Below are 13,583 nucleotides of genomic sequence, written 5' to 3' on the forward strand. Positions count from 1 at the left end.
CCTCACCGCGCCTGGGCCGCCAGGTATTCCCTCAAGGTCTGCACCAGGGCCATCGCCGCCGGCGACAGGCTGCGGTTGCGCGCGGTCACCAGGCCGATCGAGCGCTCTGCCACCGGCCCCGTCAGCGGCCGCTGCACGATGCCGTTCTGCGCCACCGCGCTGGCCGCGATCTCCGGCAGAGCAGCCACCCCGAAGCCGCATTCCACCATCGCCACGATGGTCGTCAGGTGTTCGGCCTCGAACGCCGGCGTGAAGCGGATCCGGTTCTGCAGGAACGCCCATTCCGTGTATTGGCGCACGCTGCTGGGATGCACCATGGACACGTGCTCCGCCGACGCCGTATCGGCCCAGCGCAGCGGCCCCTTCGCGCGGGCGAGCGGGTGGGCCTCGGGAATCAGCAGGATGAAGCTGTCGGACATCAGCGGCACATAGTGCAGGTCGGCGTGCTGGGGATCGGCGGCCGTCAGCGCGAAGTCCACCTCGCCCGCCCGCACCAGGTCAAAGGCCGGGCCCGACAGCGTGTCGCGCACTTTCAGCGCGACCTGGGGATGCGACTGGCGGTAGGCCATCAGCACGCGCGGCAGCAGGCGGGCGGCCAGCGACGGCAGCGCCGCGACCGACACCTGGCCCTGCTCCGCGCTGGAGATGCCGCCCACCGCGGCGATGGCGTCGCGGAACGCCGCCTGCAACGTCGCCGCCTGCTGCAGGAAGACCTCGCCGGCCGCGGTCAGGCGCACCGTGCGCGTGGTGCGATCGAACAGCCGCACGCCCAGCGCGTCCTCGATGCGCTGGATCTGGGTCGACAGCGCGGATTGCGACAAGTGCAGCTGTGCGGCCGCCTGGCGGAAATTCAGGGTACGGCCCAGCACCAGGGTGGTGTCGATGTCGCGCATCGACAGATTGATCTGCATGGTTTGTCCCCGACCATATTGATCTGATTTGCAGATCATTCTATCCAAAAATTCTGATTCATCAATCAACCGCCCTTCTCTACACTCGCCCCCAGCGTAGTTTCAGAATCTAGGAGAAAACCATGCAGACGGACGCAAAAGCGCTGCCCAACCCGGGCGCGGCGCATGCGGTGGTGGTGGGCGGCGGCACGATGGGCGCCGATGTCGCCGTGGTGTTGACCCGCGCGGCCTGCCGCACGACGGTGATCGAATCGAATGCCGAACGCGCGGCGGGCCTGCCCGCCCGCGTCGCGGAAAACCTGAAGACCATCGGGCGCGAAGCAAACGCCGCGCTCCTCGCCACGGCGCAGTCGCTGGACGAAGTGGACTGGTCCGGCGTCAACCTGGTGATCGAATGCATCCCCGAGCGCCTGGACATCAAGCAGGCGCTGTTTGCGGACCTGGCGCGGCGCGCCCGGCCGGACGCCATCCTGGCCAGCAACAGCTCGAGCTTTCCGATCAGCGCGATCAGCCAGGGCCTGGACACCCGCGGCCGCATGCTGGGCCTGCACTTCTTCATGCCCGCGCACCTGGTGCCGCTGGTGGAAGTGGTGCTGGGCGAGGCCAGCGACGACGCCTGCGCCGACAGCCTGATCGCCTTCATGCGGCGCTGCGGCAGCGTGCCGGTCAAGGTCAAGCAGGATCTGCCGGGCTTTTTGGCCAACCGCCTGCAGCACGCGCTGTCGCGCGAAGCCTTCGACCTGATCGACCGCGGCATCGCGTCCCCGGAAGACGTGGACGCGGCCGTGCGCTTCGGCTTCGGCTTCCGCTTCCTGGCCGCCGGCCCGGTCATGCAGCGCGACCACGCCGGCATCGATGTCCATGCCGCGGCGGGCGCCACCATGTACCCGACCTTCTGCAACGCCGACCACCCGGCGCGCTGCCTGACCGAGCGCGCCGCCGACGGCCGCCATGGCATGAAGGCGGGCGAAGGCTTCTACGCCTGGACGCCCGAGACCATCGCGGCCGAACGCGCGCGCTACGACAGGCTGCTGCGCGCCGGCCTGGACCTGATCGCCCCCGAACTGCCGGAGATCCAGCCTTGAACGCCCCCGCCCTGCCGCGCGCCGCGCTGGCCGAATCCCCCGTCATCATCACCGTGGCGCCCAACGGCGCCTACAAGAAGGCCGCCGACCATCCGGCCGTGCCGCTCACCGCCGCGGACCTGGCGCGCGAGGCGCGGCTATGCCTGGAGGCCGGCGCCGGCATGATGCACATGCACGTGCGCAAGCCGGACGGCAGCCACCTGCTGGACGCGCAGGCCTACCGCGATGCGCTGGCCGCGGTGCACCGCGAAGTCGGCGACGAACTGCTGGTGCAGGTGACCAGCGAGGCCGCCGGCGTCTACAAGGCCGCCGAACAGATCGCGATGGTGCGCGAACTGCAGCCCGAAGCCGTGTCCATCGGCCTGCGCGAAATCGCCGTGCCCGACATCCCGGAAGCCGAACTGGCCGCTTTCCTGGCCTGGCTGGCCGAGCGGCGCATCATGACGCAGATTATCCTGTACGACGACGCCGACGTGCGCCGCTGGCTGTCGCTGCGCGCGCGCGGACTGGTGCCGCCCGGCGCCTGGTCGGTGCTGTTCGTGCTGGGCCGCTACAGCGCGGGCCAGACCTCGTCGGCCAACGACCTGCTGCCCTTCCTGGCGGCGTATGACCATTCTCTGCCCTGGGCCATCTGCGCCTTCGGCCCCGAGGAAAACGCCTGCGTCACCACCGCCGCGGCCTTCGGCGGCCACATGCGCGTGGGGTTCGAGAACAACCTGAAGCTGCGCGACGGCACGATCGCCCCCAACAACGCCGCGCTGGTGCGCCAGGCCGCGCAGGGCGCGCAGGCGCTGGGCAGACCGCTCGCCACGGCCGCGGATGCGCGCCGCATTTATGGAGCGATCGCCTAGCGTGCCCTCCCGGATATGCGTCGGCGTGACAACACGCGCCGGCGTATCGGCGGGACAGCATACGATCGGCCGATCCCGCCTGACGCTTCTGCGCGCGACGGAGCGCAGAAGCGTCAGGCAACGCTTTATATAGCGCTCCCGCTGCTTTGTTTCGCTGTGTTGCAACATTGACGCAGCGCAAAGCCATCTGCTACAAACTTTGGCATCTGCACGTTCAACGCAATACCCCAACGTCTCTGCAGCGAGGTGGTGTGTGCAAAACGAGTCTGATGGCTATACAAAGGCTCAGGAGCTGCGAAGTTTCCTGTTCCTGACGGCAGTCATGGCCCCCGTCCTCACCGTCATCATCGTGGCGGGCTATGGATTCGCGGTCTGGTTCTATCAGCTGATCGCCGGCCCTCCGGGCAGCTGACGCGACGCGACGGAACCCCTTCCATGTCCGCGCTCCCCCCCTTGACGGCTCCCGCCGCGCCCGCCGAATTGCACATCGCCAGCATGGTGGTGCATTGCACGCCACGGCGCCTGGCCGATATCCGCCTGGCCATTCTTGCGATCGCCGGCGCCGAAATCCACGGCGCCTCCGACACCGGCAAGCTGGTGGTCACCCTGGAAGCCCCCTCCACCCAAGACATGATGGCGCAGATCTCCGAGATCCAGCGCCTGGATGGCGTGCTGGCGTCGGCGCTGGTCTACCAGCATTCCGACACGCTTGCCGCGATGAACGAGGAGATTGACGATGTCCATGGCTCGTAGAGAGTTCATCAAGCAATCCGCCGCTGCCGCCGCCGCCACCGTGGCGGGCATCCCCATCGTCGGCTACACGCAGAACATCGTGACGGACTCCGAGGCCGCCAAGCTGAAATGGTCCAAGGCGCCCTGTAGGTTCTGCGGGACCGGCTGCGGCGTGAACGTCGCCGTGAAGGACAACCAGGTCGTCGCCACGCATGGCGATTTCAACGCCGAGGTCAACCGCGGCCTCAACTGCGTCAAGGGCTACTTCCTGTCGAAGATCATGTACGGCAACGACAGGCTGACCAGCCCGCTGCTGCGCATGAAGGACGGCAAATACGCCAAGGACGGCGAACTGGCGCCGGTCTCCTGGGACCAGGCGTTCGACGTCATGGCCGAACAATTCAAGCGCGTGCTCAAGGACAAGGGCCCGACGGCCGTGGGCATGTTCGGTTCCGGCCAATGGACCATCTGGGAAGGCTACGCCGCCCTGAAGCTGATGAAGGCCGGGTTCCGCAGCAACAACCTGGACCCCAATGCGCGCCATTGCATGGCATCGGCGGCGGTAGGTTTCATCCGCACCTTCGGCGCGGACGAGCCCATGGGCTGCTATGACGACATCGAAAGCGCCGACGCGTTCGTGCTGTGGGGCGCGAACATGGCGGAAATGCACCCCATCCTCTGGACCCGGATCACCGACCGGCGCCTGAGCAAATCCGGCACCAAGGTGGTCGTGCTTTCCACCTTCGAGAACCGCTCGTATGAACTGGCCGACCTGTCCCTCACCTTCGAGCCGCAGACCGATCTGGCGATCCTGAACTACATCGCCAATCACATCATCAAGACCAAGCGCTATAACCGCGACTTCATCGACAAGCACACCAAGTTCCTGGAAGGCAATACCGACATCGGCTATGGCCTGCGTCCGGAACACCCCCTGCAGAAGGCCGCGAAGAACGCCAACAACGCGGGCGGCGCCAAGCCGATGACCTTCGAGGACTTCGCGAAGTTCGTCTCCAAGTACGACCTGGAATACACCGCCAAGCTGACCGGCGTGCCCGCCCGGAACCTGGAAGCGCTGGCCGAGCTGTACGCCGACCCGAAGATCCGCGTCATGTCGCTGTGGACGATGGGGTTCAACCAGCACACGCGCGGCGTGTGGGCCAACAACCTCGTCTACAACATCCACTTGCTGACCGGCAAGATCTCCACCCCGGGCAACAGCCCGTTTTCGCTGACGGGCCAGCCGTCCGCCTGTGGCACCGCGCGCGAGGTCGGCACGTTCGCGCACCGCCTGCCCGCCGACCTGGTCGTGACCAACCCCGAGCACCGGGCCCGCGCCGAAGCCATCTGGGGCGTGCCCGACGGCACCGTCCCGGAAAAAGTGGGCGCGCACGCGGTGCTGCAGAACCGGATGCTCAAGGACGGCACCATCAACGCCTACTGGGTGATGGTCAACAACAACATGCAGGCGGCCGCCAACATGTTGAATGAAGGCTATCCGGGCTATCGCAATCCGGCGAACTTCATCGTCGTGTCCGACGCCTATCCCACCGTGACGACCATTTCCGCGGATCTGGTGCTGCCCACCGCCATGTGGGTCGAAAAGGAAGGCGCCTACGGCAACGCCGAACGCCGCACGCAATTCTGGCACCAGCTGGTCGACGCCCCGAGCGGCGCGCGCTCGGACCTGTGGCAGCTGATGGAGTTTTCCAAGCGCTTCACCACCGACGAAGTCTGGCCCGCCGACCTGCTGGCCAAGAAGCCGGAACTGCGGGGCAAGACCCTGTTCCAGGTGCTGTTCGAAAACGGCAAGGTGAACAAATTCCCGAATACGGACCTGAACCCCGATTACGCCAACGCCGAAGCCAAGGCGTTCGGCTTCTATGCGCAGAAGGGCCTGTTCGAGGAATATGCCGAATTCGGCCGCGGCCATGGCCATGACCTGGCGCCTTTCGATACCTATCACGAGGTGCGCGGCCTGCGCTGGCCCGTCGTGGACGGGGTGGAGACGCGCTGGCGCTACCGCGAAAAGGCGGACCCCTACGTGCGCGTGGGTTCGGGCTTCAATTTCTACGGCAATCCGGACGGCAAGGCGAACATCTATGCCCTGCCCTACGAGCCGCCGCCCGAGTCGCCGGATTCGGAATATCCCTTCTGGCTGTCCACCGGGCGCATCCTGGAGCACTGGCACTCGGGATCGATGACCCGGCGCGTGCCCGAGCTTTACCGGGCCTTCCCCGACGCGGTCTGTTTCATGCACCCTGACGACGCCCAGGCCATGGGCCTGCGGCGCGGCTCGCTGGTGGAGATCGCCTCGCGCCGCGGCAAGATGCAGACGCGCCTGGAAACGCGCGGGCGCAACAAGCCGCCGCGCGGCCTGGTGTTCGTGCCCTGGTTCGACGCCGGACAGCTGATCAACAAAGTCACGCTCGACGCCACCGACCCGATCTCCTTCCAGACCGACTTCAAGAAGTGCGCGGTCAAGATCACCAAGGCTTGACGGGCCCGACGGAGACTCACATGAAAATTCGCGCTACTGCGATCGCAATGGTCTTCCTGCTGGGCGCAGCCGCAAAGGCGGCGCCGCCCGACCCGATGGTGGATCCCCTGCGCGGCCCCACGCCCCTGACCGAATCCATCACGCCGCCCCTGATGAGCCCCGTCGAAAACCGGGACGTCCGGCGCATGCGCACCTATTCGATGCAACCGCCGACCATTCCGCACAAGATCGACGGCTACCAGATCGACAAGAACTTCAACCGCTGCCTGGCCTGCCACGCGCGCGTCAATACCGAGCAGACGCAGGCCGTCCCCCTGAGCGTGACGCACTACATGGACCGCGACAGCAACGTGCTGGCCGAAATATCCCCGCGCCGCTACTTCTGTCTGCAGTGCCACGTCACGCAGACCGAGGCCAAGCCGCTGGTGCCGAACAACTTCCAGGATATCGACACCATCCTGAAGCGGCTGACGGCGACTCCCGCGGAAAAGCGCTGAAGAGGATGCCTACCCATGCGTAAACTCCTGAAGCGTTATTGGGACATCATCCGCAGGCCCAGCGTGCATTTCAGCCTGGGCTTCCTGACGGTCGGCGGGTTCGTGGGCGGCATCCTGTTCTGGGGCGCGTTCAACACGGCCATGGAACTGACCAACACCGAGCAGTTCTGCACCGGCTGCCACGAAATGCGCGACAACGTCTATTCCGAACTGAAGGGCACGATCCACTTCACCAACCGCTCGGGGGTGCGCGCGCTGTGCTCGGACTGCCACGTCCCCCACAACTGGACCGACAAGATCGCCCGCAAGATGCAGGCGTCCAAGGAAGTCTGGGGCAAGATCTTCGGCACCATCAACACCCGCGAGAAATTCGTCGACAAGCGGCTTGAGCTGGCGCAGCACGAGTGGGCGCGCTTCAAGGCCAACGACTCGCTGGAATGCCGCAACTGCCACAACTACCAGTACATGGACTTCACGCGCCAGAGCGTGCGCGCGCAGAACATGCATTCGACCTACCTCGTCGACAGGACCAAGACCTGCATCGACTGCCACAAGGGCATCGCCCACACGCTGCCGCACATTCCGCCTGGCCAGACCTCCGATGCGACGCCGCCGGCCAGGGCGTCCCAAGGGGTGGCGAATGCGGCCCGCTGACGCGCCGGCGCCCGTGCTGAGCGCGCACGGGCTCGCCAGCCGGCGCGGCGGGCCCGATGGCCCCGGCCCCGTGGATTTCGAGTTGCACGCGGGGCAACTCCTGCATGTGCAGGGCGCCAACGGCAGCGGCAAGACCAGCCTGCTGCGCATGCTGGCCGGCCTGCTGCGGCCGCTGTGCGGCGCCGTGCATCGCCAGGGCGGCGACATCCGGTGCGACCCGGCCGCGCATTTCGCGCGCACCGCGTACCTGGGGCACGGCAATGGCCTGTGCGGCGAGCTGAGCGCGCTGGAGAACCTGCGCTGCGCGCTGCACGTGGCCGGCACGCCGCAGGCCGACGACGCCATCGCGGACTGCCTGCGGACCTGGCGCCTGGGCGGGTGCCTGCACACGCCGGCCGCGCGCCTGTCGCAGGGCCAGAGCCGCCGGCTGGCGCTGGCCGCCGTGGTGCTGGGCGCCAAGCCGCTGTGGCTGCTGGACGAACCCGACGCCGGCCTGGACTCGGCCAGCCTGGACCAGTTGCGCCAGGCGCTCGAGGCGCACCTGGCCGCGGGCGGCGCCGCCGTTGTCGCCTCGCACCGGCTGCCGGGCACGCCCGCCGCCCACACCCAAACCCTGAACATGGATGACTACGCGGATGCTGGCTACGCTGTCTCAGTTGGCGCTGCGTGAGGTCCGGCTGGCCTGGAGGCGACCGGCGGACACGCTGGGCGCCACGTTGTTCTTCATCGTCGCGGGTTCGCTGTTCCCGCTGGCGGTCGGGCCGGACCCCGTGCTGCTCCTGGCGATCGGGCCGGGCGTGCTGTGGGTGTGCGCCCTGCTGGGCATCCTGCTGAGCCTGCATCGTCCCTTTGCGCAGGACTACGACAACGGCGCGCTCGAACAGCTGCTGGTGTCCCCGCATCCGCTGCCCCTGCTGGTGGGCGTGAAGCTGGCGGCGCACTGGTTCAGCACCTGCCTGCCGCTGATCCTGGCCAGCCCGGTGCTGGCCCTGCAGTTCGGCCTGTCGCCCCATGCGATCGGCATCCTGGCGTTGTCCCTGCTGCTGGGCACGCCCACGCTGGCGCTGGTGGGCGGACTGGGCGCGGCGCTGACGCTGGGCCTGCGCGGCGGCGCGCTGCTGCCGCTGCTGGTGCTGCCGCTGTATGTGCCCGTGCTGATCTTCGGCGCGGGCGCGGTGTCCGCCACGCACGCCGGCCTGGGCGCCGGGCCGCAGCTCTCCCTGCTGGGCGCCTGCCTGTGCCTGGCCATCCTGCTCTGCCCCTGGAGCGCCTCGGCGGCGCTGCGCGTGGCGTTGGACTGAGGCAGCCAAGATGCAAAACCAATCCGCCCTCGATTCCCGCCGCGCCGCCCCGCAACGATCGGGTTGGCTGCGCTACGCGTCGCCCGCGCAGTTCTATCCGCTGGCCGGCCGCATGATTCCGTTCCTGGCGCTGGGCGCGGCGCTCTTCGCATGCGCCGGCCTGTACACGGGCCTGGTCGTGGCGCCCATCGACAGCCAGCAGGGAGAGGTCTATCGGATCCTCTTCATCCACGTGGCCGCGGCCTGGATGTCGATGTTCCTGTACCTGGTGATGGCGGGTTATGCCGCGCTGGGACTGATCCTCAACACACGTCTGTCGTTCATGATGATGCGCGCGCTGGCGCCCACCGGCGCGCTCTTCACCTTCCTGACCCTGTGGACCGGCGCGCTGTGGGGCAAGCCGACCTGGGGCACCTGGTGGGTCTGGGACGCGAGGCTCACGTCCGAACTGATCCTGCTGTTCCTGTATCTGGGCTTCATGGCCCTGCAGGCCGCCACCGACGACACGCAGCGGGCGGACCGGGGCGGCGCGATCCTGCTGCTGGCCGGCGTCGTCAACGTGCCCATCATCTATTTCTCGGTGCAATGGTGGAGCACCCTGCACCAGGGCGCGTCGATCAACCTCACCACCGCGCCCAGCATGGCGCACATCATGGTGACCGCCATGCTGCTGATGGTGGCCGCGTTCTGGCTGTACAGCGCGGCCGTCGCGCTGGCGCGCGTGCGAGGCATCATCGCGGAGCGGGAGCCGGGCGCCGTGCAGACGGGCGCCGTGCAAGCGGGCGCCGTGCAAGCGGGCGCCGTGCAGACGGGCGCGCGGGAGGACGCGCGATGAGCTGGGACACCCTGTTCTCGCTGCAAGGCCATGGCCCCTACCTCCTGGGCGCCTACGGCGTGACGCTGGCGCTGATGGGACTGGAGGTATTCGCGCTATGGCGGCGCACGCGCCGCCGCGGCACGGCTCCGCCCCCCGCCGCGCGGAGGCGGCCCTGAGCCCGCGCAAGCGCCGCGCGCTCGCGATCGTGGGCGGCCTTTCGCTGCTGGCGCTGGCCGCCGCGCTGGTGCTCAACGCGCTGCAGTCGAATCTGGTGTTCTTCTTCAGCCCGACCCAGGTCGCGGCCCGCGAAGCCCCTTCAAGCGGCAGCTACCGCGTGGGCGGCCTGGTCGAACAGGGTTCGCTGCGGCGCGAGGCCGATGGCCTGACGCTGCGCTTTGCCGTCACCGACACCGCCCACGTGGTGCCGGTGACCTACCAGGGCCTGCTGCCCGACCTGTTCCGCGAAGGCAAGGGCGTGGTCGTGGCCGGCAAGATGGGCGCGGACGGCGTGTTCCGGGCCACCGAGGTGCTGGCCAAGCACGACGAAAACTACATGCCGCCCGAGGCGGCGGACGCCGTCAAGCGCGCCGAAGCCGCGGCCGCGACCTTGAAGGTGGAGACCCGATGATTCCGGAAATAGGCCTTTTCAGCCTGATCCTGGCGCTGCTGGTGGCGCTGTCGCAAGGCATCCTGCCGCTGATCGGCGCGGCCACCGGCTGGCAGGCGGGACTGCGCGTGGCGCGTCCTGCCGCCATCGGCCAGTTCGGCCTGACCACCGTGGCCTTCGCCTGCCTGGCGTGGTCGTTCGTGGACAACGACTTTTCGGTGCTGTACGTGGCGGCCAATTCGCATGCGGACCTGCCGGCTGCCTATCGCTTCGCGGCGGTCTGGGGCGGGCACGAAGGGTCCCTGCTGCTCTGGCTGTACCTGCTGACGGCCTGGACTCTGGCCGTGGCCCTGTGCAGCCGGAGCCTGCCGCTGCCGTTCGTGGGCCGCGTGCTGGCGGTGATGGGCTGGATCAGCGTGGGCTTCCTGCTGTTCATGCTGTTCCTGTCGAACCCCTTCGAACGCCTGGTTCCCCCGGCCATGGCCGGACGCGACCTGAATCCGCTGCTCCAGGATCCGGGCATGATCGTGCATCCGCCCATGCTGTACATGGGCTACGTGGGATTTTCGGTGGCGTTCGCCTTTGCCATCGCCGCACTGCTGTCGGGCGAACTGGACGCGCTGTGGGCGCGCTGGGTCCGGCCCTGGACGCTGGCCGCGTGGACCTTCCTGACCATCGGCATCCTGCTGGGCAGCGCCTGGGCCTACTACGTGCTGGGCTGGGGCGGCTGGTGGTTCTGGGACCCGGTGGAGAACGCCTCGTTCATGCCCTGGCTGGCGGGCACCGCGCTGATCCATTCGCTCATCGTCACCGAGCGGCGCGGCGCGTTCCGCAGCTGGACCGTGCTGCTGGCGATCTGCACGTTTTCGCTCAGCATCCTGGGCACCTTCCTGGTTCGCTCCGGCGTGCTGACCTCGGTGCACGCCTTTGCCGTGGACCCGGGCCGCGGCCTGTACATCCTGGCCTTCATGACGCTGATCGTGGGCGGATCGCTGACCCTGTATGCCTGGCGCGCGCCCACGGTCGGACTGGGCGGCGGCTTCTCGCTGCTGTCGCGCGAATCGCTGCTGCTGTCGAACAACGTGGTGCTGACCGTCGCGGCGGGCTCGGTGCTGCTGGGCACGCTGTATCCCGTCGTGCTGGACGTGCTGGAGTGGGGCAAGATCTCCATCGGACCGCCCTACTTCGAAGCCGTGTTCGTGCCCTTGATGACACCCGCCATCTTCCTGATGGGCGTCGGGCCGGTGGCCCGCTGGAAGCAGGCCGAGATTCCCGACCTGGGCCGGCGGCTGCGCGCCGCCTTCGCCGTCAGCGTGCTGACCGCGGTGCTTGCGCCGCTGGCGATGCCGGGCCCGTCGCGCTTCGGGTCGCCCATGATCATCCTGGGTCTGTGGCTGGCCGCCTGGTCCGTGGCCAGCGCCGCCGCGCACGCCTGGCAACGCCTGACGGACGGCGACGGCCAGTTGCTGCGACGACTGGGACGCCAGCCCCGGTCCTGGTACGGCATGCTGCTGGCGCATGCGGGCATTGGCGTCTTCATCGCGGGCGTCACCCTGGCCAACGGCTACGAGGTGAAGCAGGAACTGCGGCTGGACGTGGGCGCCACCCGCGAAGCCGGCGGCTACCAGTTCACCTTTGCCGGCGTGGGCCCCGCCACCGGCCCCAACTACAGCGCGCAGCGCGCCGTGTTTCATGTGGTGCGCGACGGCAAGCCGGTGGTGACGCTGTATCCGGAAAAGCGCCTCTACACCGTGCAGGACATGGCGCTGAGCCAGGCCGACATCGACAGCGGCTTTACCCGCGACCTCTTCGTGGCGCTGGGCGACCCCGTGGGCGACAACGCCTGGACGGTGCGCATCCAGGTCAAGCCCTTCATGACGTGGATCTGGACGGGATGCATCCTGATGGCGCTGGGCGGCCTGCTGGCGGCCGGCGACGGGCGCTACCGGCGCGCGCGCGAAGCCCAGGCCAGGGAGCAGGCCCGGGATGCGCGCGCCGCCGTCCCCGGCGCCGCCGCGCGGGAGGGCTACTGATGCTGCGCTACTTGCTGCCGCTTGCCGCCTTCCTGGCCATGGCCGTGTTCCTGGCCATGGGCCTGTCGCGCGATCCGCGCGCGGTGCCCTCGGCCATGATCGACAAGCCCGCCCCCGCCATCGGCCTGCCCGTCCTGCTGCAACCGGACCAAAAACTGGACGTGGAGTCCCTGCGCGGCAAGGTCTGGCTGCTGAACGTGTGGGCGTCCTGGTGCGGCCCCTGCAAGGAAGAGCTGCCGGTGCTGCGCGAGGCGGCGCAGCGCCACGGCATCGCGCTCTACGGACTGAACTACAAGGACAAGCCCGACGACGCGCGCGACTGGCTGGCGCGCAATGGCAATCCCTACATCGCGTCGGCCAGCGACGTCGATGGCCGGGTCGGCATCGAATACGGCGTCTATGGGGTGCCCGAGACCTTCGTGATCGACGGAGCGGGACGCATCCGCTACAAGCATCTGGGCCTCATCACGCCCGAGCTCTGGCGCACCCGCCTGCAGCCCGTCATCGAGTCGCTGCAATGAAAGCGCTGTCCAAGCCCCTCTTCGCCCTGCTGCTCGCCGCCATGCTGCTGGCGGCCGCCCACGCCCAGCCCGCGCCGCAGATCCCGTTGACGGCGGCCCAGGAACAGCGCGCCGACAAGCTGGCCCACGGGCTGCGCTGCCTGGTCTGCCAGAACCAGACGCTGGCCGAATCCAACGCGCCGCTCGCGCTGGACATGCGCAACCTGATCCGCGGCCAGTTGGCCGACGGCAAGACCGATGCGCAGATCATGCAGTTCTTCGAGGATCGCTACGGCGACTTCGTGCGCTACGACCCGCCCTTCAAACCCATCACCTGGCTGCTCTGGCTGGGCCCGTTCGCCTTGCTGGCGCTGGGCTTCCTGGTGCTGGCGCGCACGCTCAGGCGCCGCGCCGGCGTCCGTGCGCCGCTGACCGCGGACGAGCGCGCGCGCGCCGCCAGCTTTCTGGATTCCGGCCCATGACCACGCTCTGGCTTGCCGTCGTGGCCCTGCTGGTGGCCACCCTGTTCTGCCTGATTCCACCGCTGCTGCGCCGCGCGCCGGCCGCCGAAGGCGGGTCCGACGCCAGCGTGCGCGCGTTCTACCTGGCGCAGCGCGACCAGCTGCGGCGCGATCTCGATAGCGGCGCGCTGAACGCCGAGGCGCATGCCCGCGCCGAAGAGGAATTGCAGCGCGACCTGCTGCAGGACCTGGCGCTGCGCCGCGTCCGGGGCGCCCCCCTGGGCGGACAGCGGGCCGGCATCGCCGCCGCGTGCCTGCTCAGCGTCGCGATTCCGGTCGGCGCGGTGCTGCTGTACGGCCAGTTGGGCAATCCGCGCGCGGCCGCGGACATGGTCATGGCCCGGGCGCCCGAACCGCACGCCGCCGACACCGCCGACGACATGGCCCTGGCCGTCAATGCGCTGGCGCAGCGCCTGCGCGCCGCGCCGGACGACGCCGACGGCTGGTACATGCTGGCCCGCTCCTTTGAGACGCTGGGGCGCTTCAACGACGCCGTGGCCGCCTACCAGCAGGTGCTGCGGCTGGTGCCCGGCCAGCCGGCCGTGCTGGCCGATCTGGCCGACGCGCTGCTTTC

At 68.7% G+C, this 13,583-nt stretch carries 16 protein-coding genes and 2 pseudogenes; 16 read left to right on the top strand and 2 right to left on the bottom strand.

The window, feature by feature from the left end; translation table 11 throughout:
* Positions 1-2: 2 nt before the first annotated feature.
* Complete coding sequence (locus ABE485_RS27155; RefSeq protein WP_346518356.1) at positions 3-911, bottom strand: LysR family transcriptional regulator; 909 nt, start codon at positions 909-911, stop codon at positions 3-5.
* Positions 912-1,033: 122 nt separating this feature from the next.
* Here ABE485_RS27155 and ABE485_RS27160 point away from each other — a divergent pair, with 122 nt between their 5' ends.
* From ABE485_RS27160 to ccmC, 10 genes are all read left to right on the top strand, one after another.
* Positions 1,034-1,996 (top strand): 3-hydroxyacyl-CoA dehydrogenase family protein, encoded by a 963-nt coding sequence (locus ABE485_RS27160; protein ID WP_346518357.1) that lies wholly within the window; start codon positions 1,034-1,036, stop codon positions 1,994-1,996.
* Positions 1,993-2,847, top strand: a complete 855-nt coding sequence (locus ABE485_RS27165) for a 3-keto-5-aminohexanoate cleavage protein (RefSeq protein WP_346518358.1) — start codon at positions 1,993-1,995, stop codon at positions 2,845-2,847. Before ABE485_RS27160 ends, ABE485_RS27165 begins: the two co-directional genes overlap by 4 nt.
* Positions 2,848-3,100: 253 nt before the next feature.
* Positions 3,101-3,259, top strand: a complete 159-nt coding sequence (napE, locus tag ABE485_RS27170; protein WP_346518359.1) for a periplasmic nitrate reductase, NapE protein — start codon at positions 3,101-3,103, stop codon at positions 3,257-3,259.
* Positions 3,260-3,282: 23 nt separating this feature from the next.
* Entirely contained in the window at positions 3,283-3,600 is a 318-nt protein-coding gene (locus ABE485_RS27175) for a chaperone NapD (RefSeq protein ID WP_346518360.1), read from the top strand.
* Complete coding sequence (gene napA, locus ABE485_RS27180) at positions 3,584-6,079, top strand: periplasmic nitrate reductase subunit alpha (RefSeq protein ID WP_346518361.1); 2,496 nt, start codon at positions 3,584-3,586, stop codon at positions 6,077-6,079. Before ABE485_RS27175 ends, napA begins: the two co-directional genes overlap by 17 nt.
* Positions 6,080-6,099: 20 nt before the next feature.
* The gene (locus ABE485_RS27185; protein ID WP_346518362.1) at positions 6,100-6,576 is read left to right on the top strand and encodes a nitrate reductase cytochrome c-type subunit; all 477 of its coding nucleotides are present in this window, start codon (positions 6,100-6,102) and stop codon (positions 6,574-6,576) included.
* Positions 6,577-6,591: 15 nt separating this feature from the next.
* A complete protein-coding gene (locus ABE485_RS27190; protein WP_346518363.1) occupies positions 6,592-7,230 on the top strand; it encodes a cytochrome c3 family protein in 639 nt (212 codons plus the stop codon).
* Entirely contained in the window at positions 7,217-7,900 is a 684-nt protein-coding gene (gene ccmA, locus ABE485_RS27195; protein WP_346518364.1) for a heme ABC exporter ATP-binding protein CcmA, read from the top strand. The genes ABE485_RS27190 and ccmA overlap by 14 nt, the downstream gene beginning before the upstream one ends.
* Positions 7,866-8,531, top strand: coding sequence for a heme exporter protein CcmB (gene ccmB / locus ABE485_RS27200; RefSeq protein ID WP_346518365.1), 666 nt, complete (start codon positions 7,866-7,868; stop codon positions 8,529-8,531). The genes ccmA and ccmB overlap by 35 nt, the downstream gene beginning before the upstream one ends.
* Positions 8,532-8,541: 10 nt before the next feature.
* The gene (gene ccmC / locus ABE485_RS27205) at positions 8,542-9,366 is read left to right on the top strand and encodes a heme ABC transporter permease CcmC (RefSeq protein WP_346518366.1); all 825 of its coding nucleotides are present in this window, start codon (positions 8,542-8,544) and stop codon (positions 9,364-9,366) included.
* Here the strand turns inward: ccmC and ABE485_RS31265 are convergent.
* Positions 9,313-9,456, bottom strand: a pseudogene (locus ABE485_RS31265) (hypothetical protein); the annotation flags it as partial. The gene ccmC and the pseudogene ABE485_RS31265 overlap by 54 nt on opposite strands.
* Between ABE485_RS31265 and ABE485_RS27210 the strand changes: the two are divergent.
* The 6 genes and pseudogenes from ABE485_RS27210 to ccmI all read left to right on the top strand — a co-directional run.
* Positions 9,405-9,524 (top strand): annotated as a pseudogene (locus tag ABE485_RS27210) (heme exporter protein CcmD); the annotation flags it as partial. The pseudogenes ABE485_RS31265 and ABE485_RS27210 sit on opposite strands and share 52 nt — an antisense overlap.
* Complete coding sequence (gene ccmE, locus ABE485_RS27215) at positions 9,521-9,976, top strand: cytochrome c maturation protein CcmE (protein ID WP_346518372.1); 456 nt, start codon at positions 9,521-9,523, stop codon at positions 9,974-9,976. The pseudogene ABE485_RS27210 and the gene ccmE, both read left to right, overlap by 4 nt.
* The gene (locus ABE485_RS27220) at positions 9,973-11,988 is read left to right on the top strand and encodes a heme lyase CcmF/NrfE family subunit (protein WP_346518368.1); all 2,016 of its coding nucleotides are present in this window, start codon (positions 9,973-9,975) and stop codon (positions 11,986-11,988) included. The genes ccmE and ABE485_RS27220 overlap by 4 nt, the downstream gene beginning before the upstream one ends.
* Positions 11,988-12,509, top strand: coding sequence for a DsbE family thiol:disulfide interchange protein (locus ABE485_RS27225; protein WP_346518369.1), 522 nt, complete (start codon positions 11,988-11,990; stop codon positions 12,507-12,509). The genes ABE485_RS27220 and ABE485_RS27225 overlap by 1 nt, the downstream gene beginning before the upstream one ends.
* On the top strand, positions 12,506-12,970 hold the full coding sequence (locus ABE485_RS27230) for a cytochrome c-type biogenesis protein (RefSeq protein WP_346518370.1): 465 nt from the start codon (positions 12,506-12,508) through the stop codon (positions 12,968-12,970). Before ABE485_RS27225 ends, ABE485_RS27230 begins: the two co-directional genes overlap by 4 nt.
* On the top strand, positions 12,967-13,583 hold a 617-nt coding region (ccmI, locus tag ABE485_RS27235; RefSeq protein ID WP_346518371.1), incomplete at its 3' end, for a c-type cytochrome biogenesis protein CcmI. The genes ABE485_RS27230 and ccmI, both read left to right, overlap by 4 nt.

Source organism: Achromobacter spanius (assembly GCF_039673305.1).
GTDB lineage: Bacteria > Pseudomonadota > Gammaproteobacteria > Burkholderiales > Burkholderiaceae_B > Achromobacter > Achromobacter spanius_F.

Bases quoted from the DNA above. Each gene is read 5' to 3' on its own strand.
- ccmA (WP_346518364.1), top strand. From the start codon at position 7,217: ATGCGGCCCGCTGACGCGCCGGCGCCCGTGCTGAGCGCGCACGGGCTC.
- ABE485_RS27160 (WP_346518357.1), top strand. From the start codon at position 1,034: ATGCAGACGGACGCAAAAGCGCTGCCCAACCCGGGCGCGGCGCATGCG.
- ccmB (WP_346518365.1), top strand. From the start codon at position 7,866: ATGCTGGCTACGCTGTCTCAGTTGGCGCTGCGTGAGGTCCGGCTGGCC.
- ABE485_RS27225 (WP_346518369.1), top strand. From the start codon at position 11,988: ATGCTGCGCTACTTGCTGCCGCTTGCCGCCTTCCTGGCCATGGCCGTG.
- ABE485_RS27190 (WP_346518363.1), top strand. From the start codon at position 6,592: ATGCGTAAACTCCTGAAGCGTTATTGGGACATCATCCGCAGGCCCAGC.
- ABE485_RS27185 (WP_346518362.1), top strand. From the start codon at position 6,100: ATGAAAATTCGCGCTACTGCGATCGCAATGGTCTTCCTGCTGGGCGCA.
- ABE485_RS27230 (WP_346518370.1), top strand. From the start codon at position 12,506: ATGAAAGCGCTGTCCAAGCCCCTCTTCGCCCTGCTGCTCGCCGCCATG.
- napA (WP_346518361.1), top strand. From the start codon at position 3,584: ATGTCCATGGCTCGTAGAGAGTTCATCAAGCAATCCGCCGCTGCCGCC.
- ABE485_RS27220 (WP_346518368.1), top strand. From the start codon at position 9,973: ATGATTCCGGAAATAGGCCTTTTCAGCCTGATCCTGGCGCTGCTGGTG.
- ccmC (WP_346518366.1), top strand. From the start codon at position 8,542: ATGCAAAACCAATCCGCCCTCGATTCCCGCCGCGCCGCCCCGCAACGA.
- ABE485_RS27175 (WP_346518360.1), top strand. From the start codon at position 3,283: ATGTCCGCGCTCCCCCCCTTGACGGCTCCCGCCGCGCCCGCCGAATTG.
- ABE485_RS27155 (WP_346518356.1), bottom strand. From the start codon at position 911: ATGCAGATCAATCTGTCGATGCGCGACATCGACACCACCCTGGTGCTG.